General features: G+C 57.8%; 18 protein-coding genes and 1 tRNA gene. 5 read left to right on the top strand and 14 right to left on the bottom strand.

What is annotated here, in order from left to right; genetic code table 11:
- Positions 1–10 precede the first annotated feature (10 nt).
- Positions 11–1,600 carry a glucose-6-phosphate isomerase gene (gene pgi / locus TR36_RS05010; protein ID WP_062762576.1) on the top strand — a complete coding sequence of 530 codons (1,590 nt, stop codon included), beginning with the start codon at positions 11–13 and terminating at the stop codon, positions 1,598–1,600.
- Here pgi and TR36_RS05005 read toward each other — a convergent pair.
- The 7 genes from TR36_RS05005 to acnA form a co-directional block, all read right to left on the bottom strand.
- Positions 1,597–1,941: a RidA family protein gene (locus TR36_RS05005; RefSeq protein WP_045389631.1), complete on the bottom strand. Its 345-nt coding sequence runs from the start codon at positions 1,939–1,941 to the stop codon at positions 1,597–1,599. The two genes, pgi and TR36_RS05005, sit on opposite strands and share 4 nt — an antisense overlap.
- Before the next feature lie 62 nt (positions 1,942–2,003).
- Complete coding sequence (locus TR36_RS05000; protein WP_153010496.1) at positions 2,004–2,528, bottom strand: DsbE family thiol:disulfide interchange protein; 525 nt, start codon at positions 2,526–2,528, stop codon at positions 2,004–2,006.
- Entirely contained in the window at positions 2,525–2,674 is a 150-nt protein-coding gene (ccmD, locus tag TR36_RS04995) for a heme exporter protein CcmD (protein WP_045389634.1), read from the bottom strand. The genes TR36_RS05000 and ccmD overlap by 4 nt, the downstream gene beginning before the upstream one ends.
- Complete coding sequence (locus tag TR36_RS04990) at positions 2,675–3,403, bottom strand: heme ABC transporter permease (RefSeq protein WP_045389637.1); 729 nt, start codon at positions 3,401–3,403, stop codon at positions 2,675–2,677.
- A gap of 36 nt (positions 3,404–3,439) precedes the next feature.
- Positions 3,440–4,096, bottom strand: coding sequence for a heme exporter protein CcmB (gene ccmB, locus TR36_RS04985; protein WP_062762574.1), 657 nt, complete (start codon positions 4,094–4,096; stop codon positions 3,440–3,442).
- The gene (gene ccmA, locus TR36_RS04980) at positions 4,093–4,707 is read right to left on the bottom strand and encodes a heme ABC exporter ATP-binding protein CcmA (RefSeq protein ID WP_045389642.1); all 615 of its coding nucleotides are present in this window, start codon (positions 4,705–4,707) and stop codon (positions 4,093–4,095) included. Before ccmA ends, ccmB begins: the two co-directional genes overlap by 4 nt.
- Positions 4,708–4,762: 55 nt before the next feature.
- Entirely contained in the window at positions 4,763–7,468 is a 2,706-nt protein-coding gene (acnA, locus tag TR36_RS04975; protein WP_045389644.1) for an aconitate hydratase AcnA, read from the bottom strand.
- Positions 7,469–7,674: 206 nt separating this feature from the next.
- Between acnA and TR36_RS04970 the strand changes: the two genes are divergently transcribed.
- A complete protein-coding gene (locus TR36_RS04970) occupies positions 7,675–8,376 on the top strand; it encodes a thioredoxin family protein (RefSeq protein ID WP_045389647.1) in 702 nt (233 codons plus the stop codon).
- On the opposite strand, the gene TR36_RS04965 is transcribed toward TR36_RS04970, so the two are convergent.
- From TR36_RS04965 to TR36_RS04940, 6 genes are read right to left on the bottom strand one after another with little or no spacing between them, the layout of a single operon-like run.
- Positions 8,373–9,263 carry a lysophospholipid acyltransferase family protein gene (locus TR36_RS04965; RefSeq protein ID WP_062762572.1) on the bottom strand — a complete coding sequence of 297 codons (891 nt, stop codon included), beginning with the start codon at positions 9,261–9,263 and terminating at the stop codon, positions 8,373–8,375. The genes TR36_RS04970 and TR36_RS04965 overlap by 4 nt on opposite strands.
- Positions 9,263–10,120, bottom strand: a complete 858-nt coding sequence (locus TR36_RS04960; RefSeq protein ID WP_062762569.1) for a DMT family transporter — start codon at positions 10,118–10,120, stop codon at positions 9,263–9,265. The genes TR36_RS04965 and TR36_RS04960 overlap by 1 nt, the downstream gene beginning before the upstream one ends.
- Before the next feature lie 24 nt (positions 10,121–10,144).
- The gene (locus TR36_RS04955; RefSeq protein WP_045389655.1) at positions 10,145–10,699 is read right to left on the bottom strand and encodes a membrane integrity-associated transporter subunit PqiC; all 555 of its coding nucleotides are present in this window, start codon (positions 10,697–10,699) and stop codon (positions 10,145–10,147) included.
- 11 nt (positions 10,700–10,710) lie between these two features.
- Complete coding sequence (locus TR36_RS04950; RefSeq protein ID WP_052362556.1) at positions 10,711–12,804, bottom strand: intermembrane transport protein PqiB; 2,094 nt, start codon at positions 12,802–12,804, stop codon at positions 10,711–10,713.
- Between the two features lie 3 nt (positions 12,805–12,807).
- Positions 12,808–13,410, bottom strand: coding sequence for a paraquat-inducible protein A (locus tag TR36_RS04945; RefSeq protein WP_045389658.1), 603 nt, complete (start codon positions 13,408–13,410; stop codon positions 12,808–12,810).
- Positions 13,407–14,057 (bottom strand): paraquat-inducible protein A, encoded by a 651-nt coding sequence (locus TR36_RS04940; protein ID WP_045389661.1) that lies wholly within the window; start codon positions 14,055–14,057, stop codon positions 13,407–13,409. Before TR36_RS04940 ends, TR36_RS04945 begins: the two co-directional genes overlap by 4 nt.
- Positions 14,058–14,188: 131 nt before the next feature.
- On the opposite strand from TR36_RS04940, the gene TR36_RS04935 reads away from it, so the two are divergent.
- The gene (locus TR36_RS04935) at positions 14,189–14,659 is read left to right on the top strand and encodes an MmcB family DNA repair protein (protein ID WP_045389664.1); all 471 of its coding nucleotides are present in this window, start codon (positions 14,189–14,191) and stop codon (positions 14,657–14,659) included.
- Here the strand turns inward: TR36_RS04935 and TR36_RS04930 are convergent.
- Positions 14,656–14,880, bottom strand: a complete 225-nt coding sequence (locus TR36_RS04930) for a DUF6324 family protein (RefSeq protein ID WP_045389667.1) — start codon at positions 14,878–14,880, stop codon at positions 14,656–14,658. The genes TR36_RS04935 and TR36_RS04930 overlap by 4 nt on opposite strands.
- Positions 14,881–14,982: 102 nt before the next feature.
- On the opposite strand from TR36_RS04930, the gene TR36_RS04925 reads away from it, so the two are divergent.
- Both TR36_RS04925 and TR36_RS04920 read left to right on the top strand, forming a co-directional pair.
- Positions 14,983–15,059 (top strand) — tRNA-His (locus tag TR36_RS04925).
- Between the two features lie 257 nt (positions 15,060–15,316).
- A complete protein-coding gene (locus tag TR36_RS04920; protein WP_045389672.1) occupies positions 15,317–15,523 on the top strand; it encodes a cold-shock protein in 207 nt (68 codons plus the stop codon).
- Positions 15,524–15,741 lie beyond the last annotated feature (218 nt).

Raw genomic sequence — 15,741 nt, 5'->3', positions numbered from 1 at the left:
GGGAGTTGGTATGAATAATTGGCAGGCGCTTCGTGATCACCACCGTATGGTGGATAATCGGCCGATCTTTACCCTGTTTGACGACGATCGCGCCAAGGCGTTTTCTGCCCGCGCCGACGGCTTGCTGTTTGATTATTCGAAAACCAATATCTGCGAAACCGGCCTGTCGCTGCTGCTGAAACTGGTCGAAACATCCGATCTGGATGCGAAACGAGCTGCCATGTTCTCGGGCGCGCGGATCAACGAGACTGAAAATCGTGCGGTGCTGCATACGGCCCTGCGCAATATGAACGATCAGGTTCTGGTTGATAACGAGGATGTCACACCGGCCCTGCGCGAAGTTTACGGACGGATGAAATCCTTTACCGAGGATGTCCGCTCCGGGCGCTTCCAAGGCGCAGGCGGCCAGATTACCGATGTCGTGAATATCGGGATCGGGGGGTCTGACCTTGGTCCGGCCATGGCCTGCATCGCGCTATCGCCTTATGCGGAAAAGCTGCGGTGCCATTTTGTGTCAAACGTCGATGGCGCACATATCGCCGATGTTCTGGCCGGTTTGGACCCGAAAAGCACGCTGGTCATCGTCGCTTCCAAAACCTTTACGACTATCGAGACGATGACGAATGCCGAAACGGCAAAGGCATGGATGGCAAAAGAGGTTGCCGAACCGGCAACGCAGTTCGCCGCTGTATCCACGTCGCTGGAAAAGACGGCAGCCTTTGGCATCGATGCGGAACGCGTATTTGGTTTCGAGGATTGGGTCGGAGGGCGGTATTCGCTTTGGGGCCCGATCGGGCTGTCGATCATGCTGGCCATCGGTGCCGATGATTTTGATCAATTCCTAGCTGGTGCTGCGGCAATGGATGCCCATTTCCGCAATGCAAAGCCCGAAGAGAACCTGCCGATCCTGCTTGCGCTGGTGGGTATCTGGCACAACCAGATCTGCGATTATGCAACCCGTGCCGTTTTGCCTTACGAACAGCGTCTGGCGCGTTTGCCTGCCTATCTTCAACAGCTGGAGATGGAGTCGAACGGAAAACGCGTTTCCATGGATGGCGCTGATCTGACCATTCCATCCGGCCCTGTTGTATGGGGAGAGCCGGGCACGAACGGTCAACACGCCTTCTACCAGCTTATCCATCAGGGTACGCGGATTGTTCCGTGTGAATTCCTTGTGGGGCGTGAAGGTCATGAACCCGAACTGGCACATCAGCATTTGCTGCTGGTTGCCAACTGCCTTGCACAGTCCGAAGCGTTGATGCGGGGGCGGTCGCTGGCCGAAACCACGGCAATCATGAAGAAAAAGGGGCTTGAGGGTGCAGAGCTGGACCGTCAGGCAAGGCACCGGGTATTTCCGGGAAATCGTCCTTCGACCACGCTGTGCTACCCCAAGCTGACGCCGTTTGTTTTGGGTCAGATCGTGGCGCTATATGAACATCGGGTGTTTGTGGAGGGGGTCATTCTAGGCATCAACTCCTACGATCAATGGGGCGTTGAGCTGGGCAAGGAATTGGCCCTTGCCCTGCAGCCGATCCTGGAAGGCGCATCACCCGATGATAAAGACGGATCGACACGCCAGCTGGTCGAATATCTGCGTTAAACCGCAGCTGTAACGATTATCTCGACACGGTAGTGCGGCGAGGCGAGTTTGGACTCTCCCGTCGCACGCGCCGGTGCGGCATCGGGCGCAACCCATGCATCCCAGACTGCGTTCATTTCTTCGAAGTCTGCGATATCCGCCAGCCATATCTGTGCCATGAGAAGCCGGGATTTATCCGTGCCGATACGCCCGAGCAGTGCGTCGATTTCAGCCAATGCGTCCTGAGTCTGCTCGGCAACTGTTGCACCGCTTCCGACCTGACCTGCCAGCCATGCGGTGCCGTTATGGATAACGACTTCGCTCATCCGGTGGCCGCAATCGATACGTGTGATATCGCTCATGGAATTTTCCCCTTGTTGGTATATCAGCAAAGGGTAACCAGTTTGGCGGTGGTCGAAAAGGGTTACTGCGCCTTTGCCAAGGCCGGGCGTAGAACGGTTTCAATATTTTCCGGCGTGATAGGGCCTGCCATCCGGGCAATGATCTGGCCGTTTCCATTCAGAATGAACGTTTCCGGCACACCATAAAGGCCCCAGTTGACGCCCGTTCGACCAGTTGTGTCCGATACGACAGAGGAAAATGGATTTCCCAGTTCATCTAGAAAATTCAATGCATTTGCCGGCTGATCTTTATAGTTTACTCCAACAATAGTCATGCCTTCTGCTGCCAGTTTTTCCAGAAGCGGATGCTCTGATCGGCAAGGCGCACACCAGCTTGCCCAGAAATTGACAAGTTTCACATGGCCATCGTCAAAGGTCGCAGTTTCGGGGGTCGGATAATTGCCCAATGGATCTACGACGATCTCGGGAGATGCTTTTCCGGCAAAAGCCGTTGGCAAACCTTCGGGATCATTGCGCATCATTCCCGCATAAAAAAGTCCTGCGAGTGCCGCAAAAATCAGGGGGGGCAAAAACACAAGCGGCTTCATTCCGAAGATCGCCCTTCTACCTCTTCAAGGCGGCGGCGCATTCTTGTGGATTGTATCCACGACAGTGCGATCACGGCCGCCAGCAGACAAAGGGATATTCCGTATGCGGCCAGTACGGCGTCTGCATATTTTCCCAAATCGGGCATTCACGCCATCCTTTCCCGAAGCAACAGCGCCTGAAGACGGCGAGAGCGTATTTCCGTACGGGTGCGAACAAGAACCAGAGCCAGAAATGCGAGGCCGAAGCCGCACATACATATGACCAGCGGCACCCAAAAGACATTGTCCACATGCTGCTGGCTATCCAGCGAAAGACTGGCACCCTGATGAAGCCCCTGGTTCCAGAACAGCACGGCATATCGGGACAGCAGGGCAAAAACGGACCCGACAATGCACAGGACGGATGTAAGATCCGCCGCCGTGTCCGGATCATCAATGGCATGCCACAAAGCCTGATATCCGAGGTAGAACAGAAACAGGATGAGGAATGACGTCAATCGGGGGTCCCAGGCCCACCAGGTACCCCACATCGGTTCCCCCCAGATTGCCCCTGTTGCAAGTGCGATCAGGGTCATGGTCATCCCGACGGGCGCAGCAGCTTTTGCCACCAAGGCCGACACATGATGGCGCCGGATCAGCCAGATGAGCGATGCGACCAGCATCATGAACCAGCCGTTGATGGCCATCAAAGCGGTCGGGACGTGGAGGTAGATGATCTTGACCGTGGAACCTTGGCGGTAATCATCAGGCGTCAGGAAGAAACCCCAGAACAGTCCTGCAACAAGGGTGATCGCGGCAATTGCTGCGACCCAAGGCAGAAAACGCCCTGAAAGATGCATGAACTGCCTAGGATTTGCATAGCGCCAGATCGACATGAGGTGGTGATGATCCTTTTGGAGAGGCCTTGCAACCTATCTTAAGTTGATCCGCAGCGCGTACGCCGAGGCAAAAGGAAGCAGGGCCGCCGATCCAGCGGAAATCGCCGCCAAGAACATGAGCGCGGTCGTTGCCGGCTGGCCGCTGGTGCCCGCCCTGACAGCCTCTGCCCCGAAAATCAGGGTGGGGACGTAGAGGGGCAATACGAGAAGGCTCAGCAATAATCCGCCGCGTTTCAGGCCAACGGTCAATGCTGCCCCGAATGCCCCGATCAGGGATAGGGCGGGCGTTCCCAAGGCAAGGGAGACGACCAGCCAGAAATAACCCTCTGCCGGCAGGGCCAGAATGATGCCCAGAACAGGCGCGAGCAACGTCAGCGGCAGGCCGGTTACGATCCAGTGGGCGAGGGATTTCATGGCAACCAGACCCTCCATCGGGACGGGTGAGGTTGCCAGAAGCTCCAGCGAACCATCCTCGTAATCCAGCGCAAAAATCCGGTCCAGTGACAGCAGACAGGACAGCAGCGCGCCGAGCCACAATATGCCGGGTGCCATACGTGCATGCAGATCGGATTGGGCTCCAACAGCCAAGGGCGTCAGGACTGCGATCAGAAGAAAAAATGCAAGGCCCAGACCAAAGCCACCGCCAGAGCGGATCGCCAGCTTCAGATCCCGGGTCAGGACGGCAATCATAGGAAAGCCTCGTCAAAGCCATCGGGAAGCAACTGCTTGACGGGGCGGAACGGGCCGAGATCCAAGATCATGTCATCAACGCCGCAATCCACATGGGTTGCGATAATTGCCATTCCACCGTTCTGAAGATGGAGACGCAGCATGATTTCAAACAAGGCAACCGACGCGGCATCAAGGGAGATGGTCGGTTCATCAAGCAACCATATCGGGCGATCACTGATGCACAGACGCGCAAGGCCCAAGCGTCGTTTCTGCCCTGCGGACAACGAATGGGCGGGCCGGGACAGAAGGCCATCCAGATTCATCTGGCGCGCCGCGTTTGCATAAGGCTTCTGGAATACATTCCCCCAGAACATCAGATTTTCTGCAACCGTCAGCATATCCTTTACACCATCGGAATGGCTTGAGTAGATGATTGAATCGGGTGGGACTTTGATATGACCGCAAGACGGGGGCTGAAGTCCTGCCAGCGTCCGGAGCAATGTCGTCTTTCCAGCCCCGTTCCGGCCCCGCAGGATCAAAGCGCGACCTGACGGAATGACAAAATTCAGATTTTGCAGAACAAGGGCACCGCCGCGTTGACAGGCAAGATCGGTAACGCTGAGTTCCATGCAGTTCGATGTCCGGAAATGAAAAAGGCCCCGGATTTCTCCGGGGCCGATTTGCTTAGCGTTTGGCCAGATCGCGCAGCACATAGTGCAGCACGCCGCCATTTTCGACGTATTCGATTTCGATCGCCGTATCGATCCGGCACTTGAGCTGGATCTCTTTCACCGAACCATCCGCGTAGGTGATGGTGCAAGGCAGGTTGCTCAGCGGCTTCAGATCGCCGGCGAGCCCTTCGATGCTGACCGTTTCCTCACCCGTCAGGCCGAGGGATTTGCGCGTGTCGCCATTCGTGAACTCGAAAGGTACAACGCCCATGCCAACGAGGTTGGACCGGTGGATACGCTCGAACGACTCGGCGATGACCGCTTTGACGCCCAGCAGGGCCGTACCTTTGGCAGCCCAGTCACGCGAGGATCCTGCGCCGTATTCGATGCCACCGAAGATAACCAGCGGCGTGCCGGCTTCCTGATAGGCCATGGACGCGTCGAAGATCGACGTCTGTTCACCATCCGGGCCTTTGGTGTAACCACCTTCGACACCGTCCAGCATCTCGTTCTTGATGCGGATGTTGGCGAATGTACCGCGCATCATGATCTCGTGGTTCCCGCGGCGCGAACCGTAGGAGTTGAAATCTTTCTGCGGCACCTGACGCTCTGTCAGGTACTGACCGGCCGGTGTCGTCGGCTTGAAGGACCCGGCGGGGCTGATGTGGTCGGTTGTGATCATGTCACCCAGGATCGCCAGAACCTTGGCGCCCTTGATGTCCGAAATCACGCCCGGCTCCTTTGCCATCCCCTGGAAGTAGGGAGGGTTCTGGATGTAGGTCGAGGTGGGCGGCCAGTCGTAGGTTTCGCTGTCCGTCGTCTCGACAGCTTGCCAACGCTCATCACCCTTGAACACATCCGCATATTTGGACTGGAATGCTTCACGCGTGACGGTCTGGTGTACGAGGTCTGCAATTTCTTCGTTCGTGGGCCAGATGTCTTTCAGGAACACATCATTGCCGTTCTGATCCTTGCCCAGAGGCTCGGAGGTCAGGTCGATGTTCATGTCACCGGCGATGGCATAGGCAACGACCAGCGGCGGGGATGCCAGATAGTTGGCGCGCACGTCGGGGGAAATACGTCCCTCGAAGTTACGGTTGCCCGACAGTACAGCGGTTGCCACTAGATCGTTCTCGTGGATCGCCTTGGAGATCGCGGGATCCCCCAGCGGACCGGAGTTGCCGATACAGGTCGTGCAGCCGAAACCGACAAGGTTGAAGCCGAGCGCGTCCAGATCTTCTTGCAGGTTGGCCGCCTCGAGATACTGCTGAACCACCTGCGACCCGGGGGCGAGTGACGTTTTCACCCATGGTTTGCGTGTCAGGCCAAGCGCACGTGCCTTGCGGGCAACCAGACCGGCGCCGATCATCACATAGGGGTTGGACGTGTTGGTGCAGGAGGTGATTGCCGCAATCACGACCGAACCGTCGTTGATCTTGTAATCCTTGCCCTCAACCTGAACGGATTTCACAAGATCCAGCACGTCGCCTTCGGTCTTGCGGTATTCGCCCAAGGTCTTGTGGAAACCTTCGACGGATTGCGTCAGCGGGGTATAGTCCTGCGGGCGTTTCGGGCCGGAGATGGCCGGAACGATTTCACCCATGTCGAGGTGCAGCGTGTCAGTGTAGATCGGGCTGTAGGATGCGTCGCGCCAGAAGCCGTTTTCCTTGGCATAAGCCTCGACCAGCGCGATGCGGTCCTGCGAGCGTCCGGTCTGTTCCAGATAGCGCAGCGTTTCGCCGTCGATCGGGAAGAAGCCACAGGTTGCGCCGTATTCCGGTGCCATGTTGGCGATCGTCGCACGGTCCGCAAGCGGCAGGTGATCAAGGCCTTCGCCATAGAATTCGACGAATTTGCCGACCACGCCTTTTTTGCGCAGCATCTGGACGACTTTCAGCACAAGATCCGTACCGGTCGTGCCTTCCATCATCTTGCCTGTCAGCTCGAAGCCGATAACTTCGGGGATCAGCATCGATACGGGCTGGCCCAGCATCGCGGCCTCGGCCTCGATACCGCCGACGCCCCAGCCCAGAACGGCAAGGCCGTTGACCATGGTCGTGTGGCTGTCCGTACCAACCAGCGTGTCAGGATAGGCAACCTGCTCACCGTTCTGGTCCTCGTCGGTCCAGACGGTCTGGGCAAGGTACTCAAGGTTGACCTGGTGGCAGATGCCGGTTCCGGGCGGAACAACGCGGAAGTTGTTGAATGCCTTCTGGCCCCATTTCAGGAACGTATAACGCTCCATGTTGCGCTCGTATTCCAGATCCACGTTCATCTGGAAGGCGCGGGGGTTGCCGAATTCGTCGATCATGACCGAATGGTCGATGACCAGATCGACCGGGTTCAGCGGGTTGATTTTCTGTGCGTCGCCGCCCAGACCCAGAATGCCGTCGCGCATTGCAGCAAGGTCAACCACCGCAGGAACGCCGGTGAAATCCTGCATCAGAACGCGGGCAGGGCGATAGGCAATCTCGCGTGGGTTCTTGCCACCCATTTTGCCCCAGTCGGAAAAGGCCTTGATGTCATCGACCGTTACCGTCTTGCCATCCTCGAAACGGAGCATGTTTTCCAACACGACCTTCAAGGCAGCCGGCAGCTTGGCAAAATCGCCAAGGCCCGCACTTTGGGCAGCAGGGATGGAGTAATAGGCAACGCTCTGACCATTGACGGTCAGGGTCTTGCGGGTTTTTTGGCTATCGTGGCCAACGGTGACAGTCATAACGGGCCTCCTGGCACTGGCTCGGGTTTTTTGGCTTCGCCTGCGTTGTGATGCCAGCCAAAAAGGCGGCACGCAAGGGATGAGGTGTTTGTATGCGATAGTATGCCGAAATGGAAGTGGAAAACACAGATAGTGGTTCTCGCAATTGGTTGATTGGCATGGAGGCCAATTACGCGTTAAATAAAACGTTAAACTTGGAGGGAAATATGCGAGGTTTCATTGGTGCCGTGGTTGGCCTGACTATCGGTATTGCCGGCAATGCGTCGGCAGAAACGGTATCGCCGGTACTGGTGGAGCTTTTCACGTCGCAAGGATGCTCGGCCTGTCCGCCTGCGGATGCGCAAATGGCCGAACTGGTCCAGGACCCGCGGGTCATAGCCTTGGCCCTGCATGTCGACTATTGGGATTATATCGGCTGGAAGGATGAATTCGGCCAGGCCGGTTTCACTTCGCGCCAGAAATCATATGCCCGCGATGTCGGAAGCCGTATGCTTTATACACCGCAATTCGTGATCAATGGCGTGGATCGCGTAGAAGGGGCCTTGCCCGAACGTGTGCGAACCCTGATATCCGAACATGCGGCCCAGGGGCATCCGGTTGTCCTGACCCTTAGCCGGGACGCAGATAACCTGCATATTCTGGCCGAGGCGAACGAACCCTTGTCCGAGCCTGTGGTCGTCAACGTCGTCCGCTATCGCCCGCACCTGATGTCGGAGATCAAACGCGGTGAAAACGCGGGGATGACCATTTCCTATCATAACATCGTGACGTCATGGTCTGTATTGCGCAACTGGGACGGAAAAACGCCACTTGATATGACGGCTCCGATCACGGGCGACGAACAAACCGTCGTGGTTTTGCAGGAAGAAGGGCCAGGCGCGGTAACCGCCGTGGCCCAAGTGCATTAAGACTTTAACCAGCGACGGTTTTTCCAGCGGCGGTGTATCCAGAACCATTGTTCCAGATGCTGCCGTACCAATGCCTCCAATGAATCATTGAGCGCCTGCGTCATCTCGCGGGCATCCGTATGCGGAATAGGGGCTTCCATGACGATTTCGAAATCCAGACCATTCGGCTGGCGAACGGAATAGGTCGGAATCAGCAGGGCATTGTATTTCAGGGCCAGTTCGGCAGCAGACAGCGCCGTCATTGCAGGATGGTCGAAAAATGTCAGGGATTCCCCGTCGCCGATATGCAGATCGATCAGCATGCCGATCTTGCCGCCTTTGCGCAGAAAACGAAGCATATCGCCCAAGCCCTGCCGCCCACGCGGGAACGCGGGCTTTCCAAGCATCTCCATCGCCGAAACATAGTGCTTGTTGAAATAGCGGTTGTTCATGGGGCGGTACAGGACACCCACGGTATAACCCCGGGCAGTCATTGCTGCGCGGCTCGCCTCATAGTTGCCGAAATGTGCGGCGACAAAGATGACAGGGCGCTTGTCGATATGGGCCTGATCGACGGCGGCCAGACCTTCGCCGACCACCGGGCTACGGCCTGCGCGCTCCATGAATTCATCCGTAGAGTAATCCTCGATGATGCTGCGGCCGACATTGTTCGGAACCTGGCGCACCAGACGTTCAACCTCGTCTGCGGGAAGTTCAGGCATCACGAGCGCAAGGTTGTCCCGTATCCGTTTCCTGTAGCCCGCGATGGGTGAAATGACCGCCGACATGACCCATCCGCACAGCGGCACGCGCCAGCGATAAGGCAGCACCAGCAGGCCCCCGATCAATGTGCGCAGGGCTGCGTTTTCCAGCCAGTCACGCACAACGCTTCGTTTTTTCTTTGCCATCAACCTGTCCGAGTTTCACGATGCCAGACATAAAGTCCGCCTGATACGATCACAAGGGCACCGATCACCGTCCACCGATCCGGCAATTCCCCAAAGAACGCAGCACCCCAGATGGTCGCAAGAACAATGCCCAGATATCCGAACGGGGCGATGATCGATGCTTCGCCCCGGCTGAAGGCATAGAGCAACGCCAGCTGCGCGGCAGACCCCAGAAGGGCAAGTGCTACAAAAAGCCAGATATCGCCAAGCGCCACGGGCACGGCATGAAACGGCAGCACGGCCGATGTGACGATTGCCCCCAATAGGGCGGAATAGATCATGGAGGTGCCGCGGCTGTCACGTTCGCCAATCCAGCGGGTTGCAAGGGCATGACCTGCATAACTGATGGCGCATCCCAAAGGCAAAAGTGCGGCTGGCGTGAATACGGCTGTACCGGGACGCACGACGATGAGGGCCCCCGCCAGAGTAATGGTGATCCCGAGAATTCGCCGCGGTCCCAGCCTTTCCCCCAGAAATAGGGCGGCGCCAAGGGTGATCAGAACGGGATTGGTGTCGGCCACAGCCGTGGCCTCCGACAGCCCGATGTACCCGAGGGCCGCAAAGAAAAACACAGTAGATCCGAACTGGAAAACGGATCGCAGGATCTGCACCCTGGGGTGGTTTGTCCGGCAGGCAGCCCAGGCTCCCCGACCGAGCAGCGCCAGTACCACGATGAATTGTCCGGCGTAGCGGACCCATACGACCTGGATCGTAGGGTATCCGCTCTCGACCAGAGCCTTTGCCGTGGCATCCATCAGGGTAAAACAGAGGACGCCGATCAGGATGAACCCGATAGCCTTGTTCACGTCATTTGCCATCGGGGTGTCTGTCTTCCGTAGGTATCAGCGCGCGACCGAGCGGGCGATCTGTGCAGCCAGCTGGGACACGGCGGTTGACTGTGCCGCAGCGATCTGTGCGCCATCCGTGCCGGACAATGGCACCGAGATGGCAAAGTCGCGGGATGTTGCACCCAACGAGACGCCTTCGGCCCGCACGTAATACACCCCATCAAGATGGAACATGCCATCGGCACCCGCCAGAATACGGTCGATGCGTACATCAACCTCACCATCCGGCAGCCCGGAAAGCGGCCATGGTTCCGGGGCAACAGTTGCACTGAGCGAACCGTTCAGTTGTTTTGCCAGAGCCAGTGTGATGGCCCGGGGCTGCAGGTCGGCCCACCGCACACGGCTCAGCAACTCTACCGAGCCGTTGGCGTTCTGGCGTGCCATAGTGTCGTCGGCTGCATAATCGGGCAGGGATACCTCACGCACCATGATCGATTGTGCTGCCGTGTTCAGGCGGGCGGTGGCGGGTGCCGTTTGCAGTTCATAGCCCGGGGCGGTGCCGCAACCGGCCAGTGCCGCCAAAACCAGGACAAGGGGAAGAGGGCGCATGGGATATTTCCTTACCGGCCAAGAAGGATGGAATTAGGATTGCGCTGGATTGTCCGCGCAAGCGATGTGACAGCCTCGGACGCAACCTGCAGGTTACGTAGCGCGGTGACAAGTTCCACATTGAAGCGAGAATCGCTGCCATAACCGGATACGGTGGTTCCAGCCTCCTCGATCAGCTGCGCCGCGCGGTTTGCCAGATCCGGCAGGCCCTGGACCGCCTCGCTGACGTTATCCGCAGCTTCTTTGGCCGCAGCAATCGCATCATTGGCGTTGGTGATGGCACCGCCTTCGCGGATTTCTGCCAGAACGCGGGACACTTCGGACAGGGCATCGGATACTGCGCCCGGAACGCGCTGCGTATCGGGATTATCCAGCAGACGGTTTGCGCTTTGCACCAGCCCGTCGGCAGAGGTTGCCAGCTGTTCCAGCGGCAGGGTGTTGGCCTTTGCGGCAAGCTCGCGCAGTTGGGTGGCAATTTCGGGGAAATCGGACGAGGCATTCTGTACACCGTCCAGCGTGGTATTGGCCTTATCAATGGCCGCAATCAGGTTGTTGACGGCCTGACCACCCTCAAGCTGTTCGGACATCCGGCGCAGCCCGTCGGTAGTCTGGCGCAAGTTCACCAGAATGTTCGCGACATTCTCACCGCTGATCAGCGAGCGTGCTTCGGAAAGTAGATCTGCCGCTGCCGAAGGAACGCGGCGTGTTTCCGGATCACCGGCAAGGGTCTGGACGCTATTCAGCGCGCCGATGGCCGATTGCATCAGATCCTCGATCGGCAGGCCGCCGATGCGATTGATGACACCCTGTGCCGTCGTCTGGAATTCGGTGATATCGGCGTTACCGACCGGCAACAGTGCAAAGGGATGATGCTCTGTATCCAATGTGGTGGCCGGGGTATCCGGCTGTTCCACCAGTTCGACCATGAGCGAGCCCGTGAACAGTGACGCCGTGGCAAGGCGGGCGCGAAGGCTGTCTTCGGCCACCAGCCGTGCAATGAATTCCTGCGCCTCATCTGCGGTGGTGGAGTTCGGCAGGCCAAGCTGCGATACATCGATGGCAAGGTTCGCGAGCATGCGAACATGCGGGCTGCCATCGGCATCCGTTTCGGCCACGGCCCCCAGATCGGTGACACGACCCACGGTCAACCCGTGATAGCGGACCTCGGCGTTTTCGGCCAGACCGGACACGGATCCGTCAAAGAGGATCGAGAGGTAAAGCTCCACCTGCGAATCCGATGTGAAGACGGAACTGCGCGCCTGCGATTCATTGGGGAATACCTGAAATTCCTGACCAGCCTCGACCGCGCCGCCACCCGATACGATGGTGTCGAAATTGATCCCACCTTCGATCAGGGCCGCCAGAGAGCGCACATCCAGATCGATGCCGCTGGCACCCAGGGTGACGTCGAAACCCGAAGCATCCCAGAAACGCGAATCTGTGGTCAGCAGCTTGTCATAGGGTGCTTCGATAACCGCATCCAGCAGCACTCCGCTGCCATCATCCGTCAGGCGGGGGGAGCCGACCGCGCCGACCTCGATCCCTTTGTGGATGATGGGCGCACCTGCCGCGATCTGGTTTCCATCCTTCAGGCGAAGCGTGACCGTCGTGCCGCGTTGTGTTTCAAGCGGCGGAGTTTCCAGCCCTTCGAAATCCCGCCTTTCGGCCGAGGTGGTGTTATCCCACTGACCCGAGATATAGGCGCCGGACAGGACAGTGCTCAGCCCCGTGATGCCGCGGACGGAAACTTCGGGGCGAACAACCCAGAATTGCGCCTCGGTATCTATGTATTTTGCAATATCATCCGCGACGCGGGCCGAAACGACAACACGGCCAAGGTCGGGCGAGAAGTTGACCGCCTCGACCGTGCCGATGTTCACATCCCGGTAGCGCAGGGCCGTCTGGCCCGCCTCGATCCCGCTGGCGTTCAGGAAGCTGATCTTGATCAGGGTTCCACGCTCGGTATAGCTGTTGATTGCCACGACCACTGCCACGATCAATGCCAGAACAGGCACGATCCACACCGGAGAGATGCGTTTCCAGATGCGTTTATGCGCGGGGCGGATGTTCATTTCGGACGGGCCGGAGTCTGGGGTGTCGGTCACAGGTCAGTCATCCCAAATGGTTCGAGGATCAAAAGCGAGTGCGGCCTGCATGGTGAATGCAACGGACGCGGCAAAACAAATCGCAGCAATACCGGGGTTAACGCTGGCTACAAGGTTGAACTGTACCAGCGATGCCGTAATCGCCACCACAAAGACGTCGATCATGGACCAGCGGCCGATGAATTCAACAACCTGGTACAGGCGGTGCCGGGCATGACGGCCCATCGAGGTGGGGCGCTTCAGCGAATAGGCCAGAAAGGCGATCGACAGGAACTTTCCGACCGGAATGACGATGGACGCCACAAACACGATGATCGCGATCGGCGGGTCGCCATGGGCCCAAAGCTCTATCACACCGCCCATGATGCTGGAGGCGGTCTCGGAGCCGAGACTGCTGGTTTTGAGCATGGGGTATATGTTGGCAGGAATATAGGCGATCAGCCCGGCGATCCACCACGCCCAGACACGCTGCAATGCATCGGGGTTGCGCGAGGAAAGGGGCGCGCCGCATCGTTTGCATTTGTCCACGTCCGGTGGATAGACGCGCGTACATCTGGTGCAGGCGACAAGGCCGGCTTTGCGGGCTGTCAGGATAGGCTCTTTCATGCGGCGCCTTCATCGACACGGGGGGCACTGGAATCGATCGCACTCCAGATCTGTTCGGAATCCAGGAATGATTCCTGCCAGATGATTACGATCACCAGGGCGGCAAACGTCCAGAATGCGATGCCGGGTGCCACAGAGGCCATACCGGCAATCTTGACGAGGGCGACCGCCACGCCGATGACGAAAATTTCGGCCATCGACCAAGGGTGCAGGATCTCGGACAGACGGTATGCGCCGGCGGCATGTCTTGCGGCAGGCAGATTGAGGGACAAGGGAACAAGCGTGTACAGGATGAGCGACAGTCGCAACGCCGGGATGATAATGATGAACGCCACCACAGCCACCGCCAAGGGCGTCAGATAGCCGCTGGAAAAGGTCATCGCCGTATCCCAGATCGAGGCGTCGGAATGGAGGCCCGCCGCGCTCAGGTCAAGAAATGGCGTGAACAGCGCCACCGCCAGCATCACCAAGGCCGCGGTCGACAGGGCAATAACCCGCCGGAAGGCATTGGATCGCGGGGAAACCAGCACGTGGTTGCATTGGGGGCAGGTTCCCCGCTCTCGCGAGCGGAGCGGCACCAGACGGTACAGCGCATCGCAATGCGGACAAGCCCGAAGCTCGGTCAGTGGCGTATCAGCCAGTTTCATGGTGCGACGCCCCTTTTTACCTGCCCTATTGTATAGGGGAACAGCGCCGCGTCAACGAAGCGGGGATGCAATGCAGAAGGCTGTGCCGGAGATGTCATTGCAAATGTTCCTGCTATGTTCATAATGCCCTCATGGAAGAACATGATCCCGATCCGTTAGAGCACGCATTGCCGGGGGTGAAGCTGGCACGTGGTGTTTCAAGACATCTCCTGACCCATAACTTCGTATCCGTGCACGAACTGGTGCCAAGCCCCGGATTGCGCGTGGATGTCATGGCGCTTGGCCCGAAAGGAGAGGTCTGGATTATCGAGTGCAAATCAGGCCCTGCCGATTTTCTGACGGATCACAAATGGCAGAATTATCTGGAATGGTGCGACCGGTTCTTCTGGGCAGTTGATTCTGATTTTCCGCAGGAACTGCTGCCGGAAGATACGGGGCTGATTCTGGCTGACGCCTATGATGCGGAAATCATCCGGAGCGCGCCGGAAACCAGGCTATCTGCCGCACGGCGCAAGGCAATGGCCCAATGCTTTGCCCGCCACGCAGCGCTGAGGCTTCAGGCGCTGCGTGACCCGCATTTTGCGAGGGCAGGGCGAATCTAGCGCTTCGGCTTGCCTTTGGGTTTCGGTGCCGGAGCAGATTCGACAGCGCGTGCACGTTCCGCCGCTGCCATCAACTCTTCCGCGATTTCTTCTGCTTCTTCCGGGTCGAAATCCAGGGGCAGTTCGACCCCTTCTGCTTCGATATAGATTCGGACCATGCCCATGTCGGTCGGTCCGATCTGCATATTTGCCGCAATTTCGCTTTGTTTATCGATGCCCATGACCAACACTCCTTTGTAAATCCGGCGTACTGCCGGAAAGTTGGGTATGCAATAGCATGACCCCTTGCAATCGCCAAACAAGGGGGGTAAATGGCCCCCAGTGCCGGCTTAGCTCAGTAGGTTAGAGCACCAGATTGTGGATCTGGGGGTCACTTGTTCGAATCAAGTAGCCGGTACCATCGAAACTATTTTCGAGTGTTAAAAAATTTAAGGCCGCTCCTCCGAGCGGTTTTTTCCATGTTTATCTCGCGTTAACCGGGCAAGCCGGGTTTTTCTGCTGCGCGGATCACAATGGTTGCTAAGTTCTTTCCAGTGTTGTAGAACATTCTTGCATCGTCATTTTCGACTCTGATCCTTCTAGGCACGAGCTATCGATTATCTTCTGTGCCGGGTCGTCGCATAATGCGGGCGTCAATACTGATTAAGGATATACACGATGGCCAAGGGCACCGTGAAATGGTTCAACGACACTAAAGGCTTCGGCTTCATTCAGCCTGAAGGCGGTTCCAAGGATGTGTTCGTACACATCTCCGCTCTTGAGCGCGCTGGTATCCGTGGTCTGGCCGATGGCCAAGCAGTTACCTTCGACATCGAAAAAGACCGTAACGGTCGTGAATCGGCTGTGTCGATCGCACTCGCATAAGATCTGCAAAGATCTATGAGGTTGAGCCGTCCGGTATTCGGGCGGCTTTTTTTATTTGAGCTACATGCGGTGATCATCCCTGCACGGCGTTTCTGAGCAGAAGCAGTTTCAAAGCTCCAAGAAAGAGCCTGTCGCTTGATTCATGAGATTTGCGTTAAGCAAGAAAAGGCGGATGCCGGTCATTCGGTTCGCATGAAAATGGACGACCGGCTGCGAAT

This window comes from Falsirhodobacter sp. alg1 (assembly GCF_000739715.2).
Lineage (GTDB): Bacteria > Pseudomonadota > Alphaproteobacteria > Rhodobacterales > Rhodobacteraceae > Falsirhodobacter.
The sequence above is the reverse complement of the archived record's forward strand: the minus strand, read 5'-3'. Positions and strand labels throughout refer to the sequence as shown.

Excerpts from the sequence above, each read along its gene's own strand:
- pgi (WP_062762576.1), top strand. The coding sequence starts at position 11 with ATGAATAATTGGCAGGCGCTTCGTGATCACCACCGTATGGTGGATAAT.
- TR36_RS05005 (WP_045389631.1), bottom strand. The coding sequence starts at position 1,941 with ATGAGCGATATCACACGTATCGATTGCGGCCACCGGATGAGCGAAGTC.
- TR36_RS05000 (WP_153010496.1), bottom strand. The coding sequence starts at position 2,528 with ATGAAGCCGCTTGTGTTTTTGCCCCCCCTGATTTTTGCGGCACTCGCA.
- ccmD (WP_045389634.1), bottom strand. The coding sequence starts at position 2,674 with ATGCCCGATTTGGGAAAATATGCAGACGCCGTACTGGCCGCATACGGA.
- TR36_RS04990 (WP_045389637.1), bottom strand. The coding sequence starts at position 3,403 with ATGTCGATCTGGCGCTATGCAAATCCTAGGCAGTTCATGCATCTTTCA.
- ccmB (WP_062762574.1), bottom strand. The coding sequence starts at position 4,096 with ATGATTGCCGTCCTGACCCGGGATCTGAAGCTGGCGATCCGCTCTGGC.
- ccmA (WP_045389642.1), bottom strand. The coding sequence starts at position 4,707 with ATGGAACTCAGCGTTACCGATCTTGCCTGTCAACGCGGCGGTGCCCTT.
- acnA (WP_045389644.1), bottom strand. The coding sequence starts at position 7,468 with ATGACTGTCACCGTTGGCCACGATAGCCAAAAAACCCGCAAGACCCTG.
- TR36_RS04970 (WP_045389647.1), top strand. The coding sequence starts at position 7,675 with ATGCGAGGTTTCATTGGTGCCGTGGTTGGCCTGACTATCGGTATTGCC.
- TR36_RS04965 (WP_062762572.1), bottom strand. The coding sequence starts at position 9,263 with ATGGCAAAGAAAAAACGAAGCGTTGTGCGTGACTGGCTGGAAAACGCA.
- TR36_RS04960 (WP_062762569.1), bottom strand. The coding sequence starts at position 10,120 with ATGGCAAATGACGTGAACAAGGCTATCGGGTTCATCCTGATCGGCGTC.
- TR36_RS04955 (WP_045389655.1), bottom strand. The coding sequence starts at position 10,699 with ATGCGCCCTCTTCCCCTTGTCCTGGTTTTGGCGGCACTGGCCGGTTGC.
- TR36_RS04945 (WP_045389658.1), bottom strand. The coding sequence starts at position 13,410 with ATGAAAGAGCCTATCCTGACAGCCCGCAAAGCCGGCCTTGTCGCCTGC.
- TR36_RS04940 (WP_045389661.1), bottom strand. The coding sequence starts at position 14,057 with ATGAAACTGGCTGATACGCCACTGACCGAGCTTCGGGCTTGTCCGCAT.
- TR36_RS04935 (WP_045389664.1), top strand. The coding sequence starts at position 14,189 with ATGGAAGAACATGATCCCGATCCGTTAGAGCACGCATTGCCGGGGGTG.
- TR36_RS04930 (WP_045389667.1), bottom strand. The coding sequence starts at position 14,880 with ATGGGCATCGATAAACAAAGCGAAATTGCGGCAAATATGCAGATCGGA.
- TR36_RS04920 (WP_045389672.1), top strand. The coding sequence starts at position 15,317 with ATGGCCAAGGGCACCGTGAAATGGTTCAACGACACTAAAGGCTTCGGC.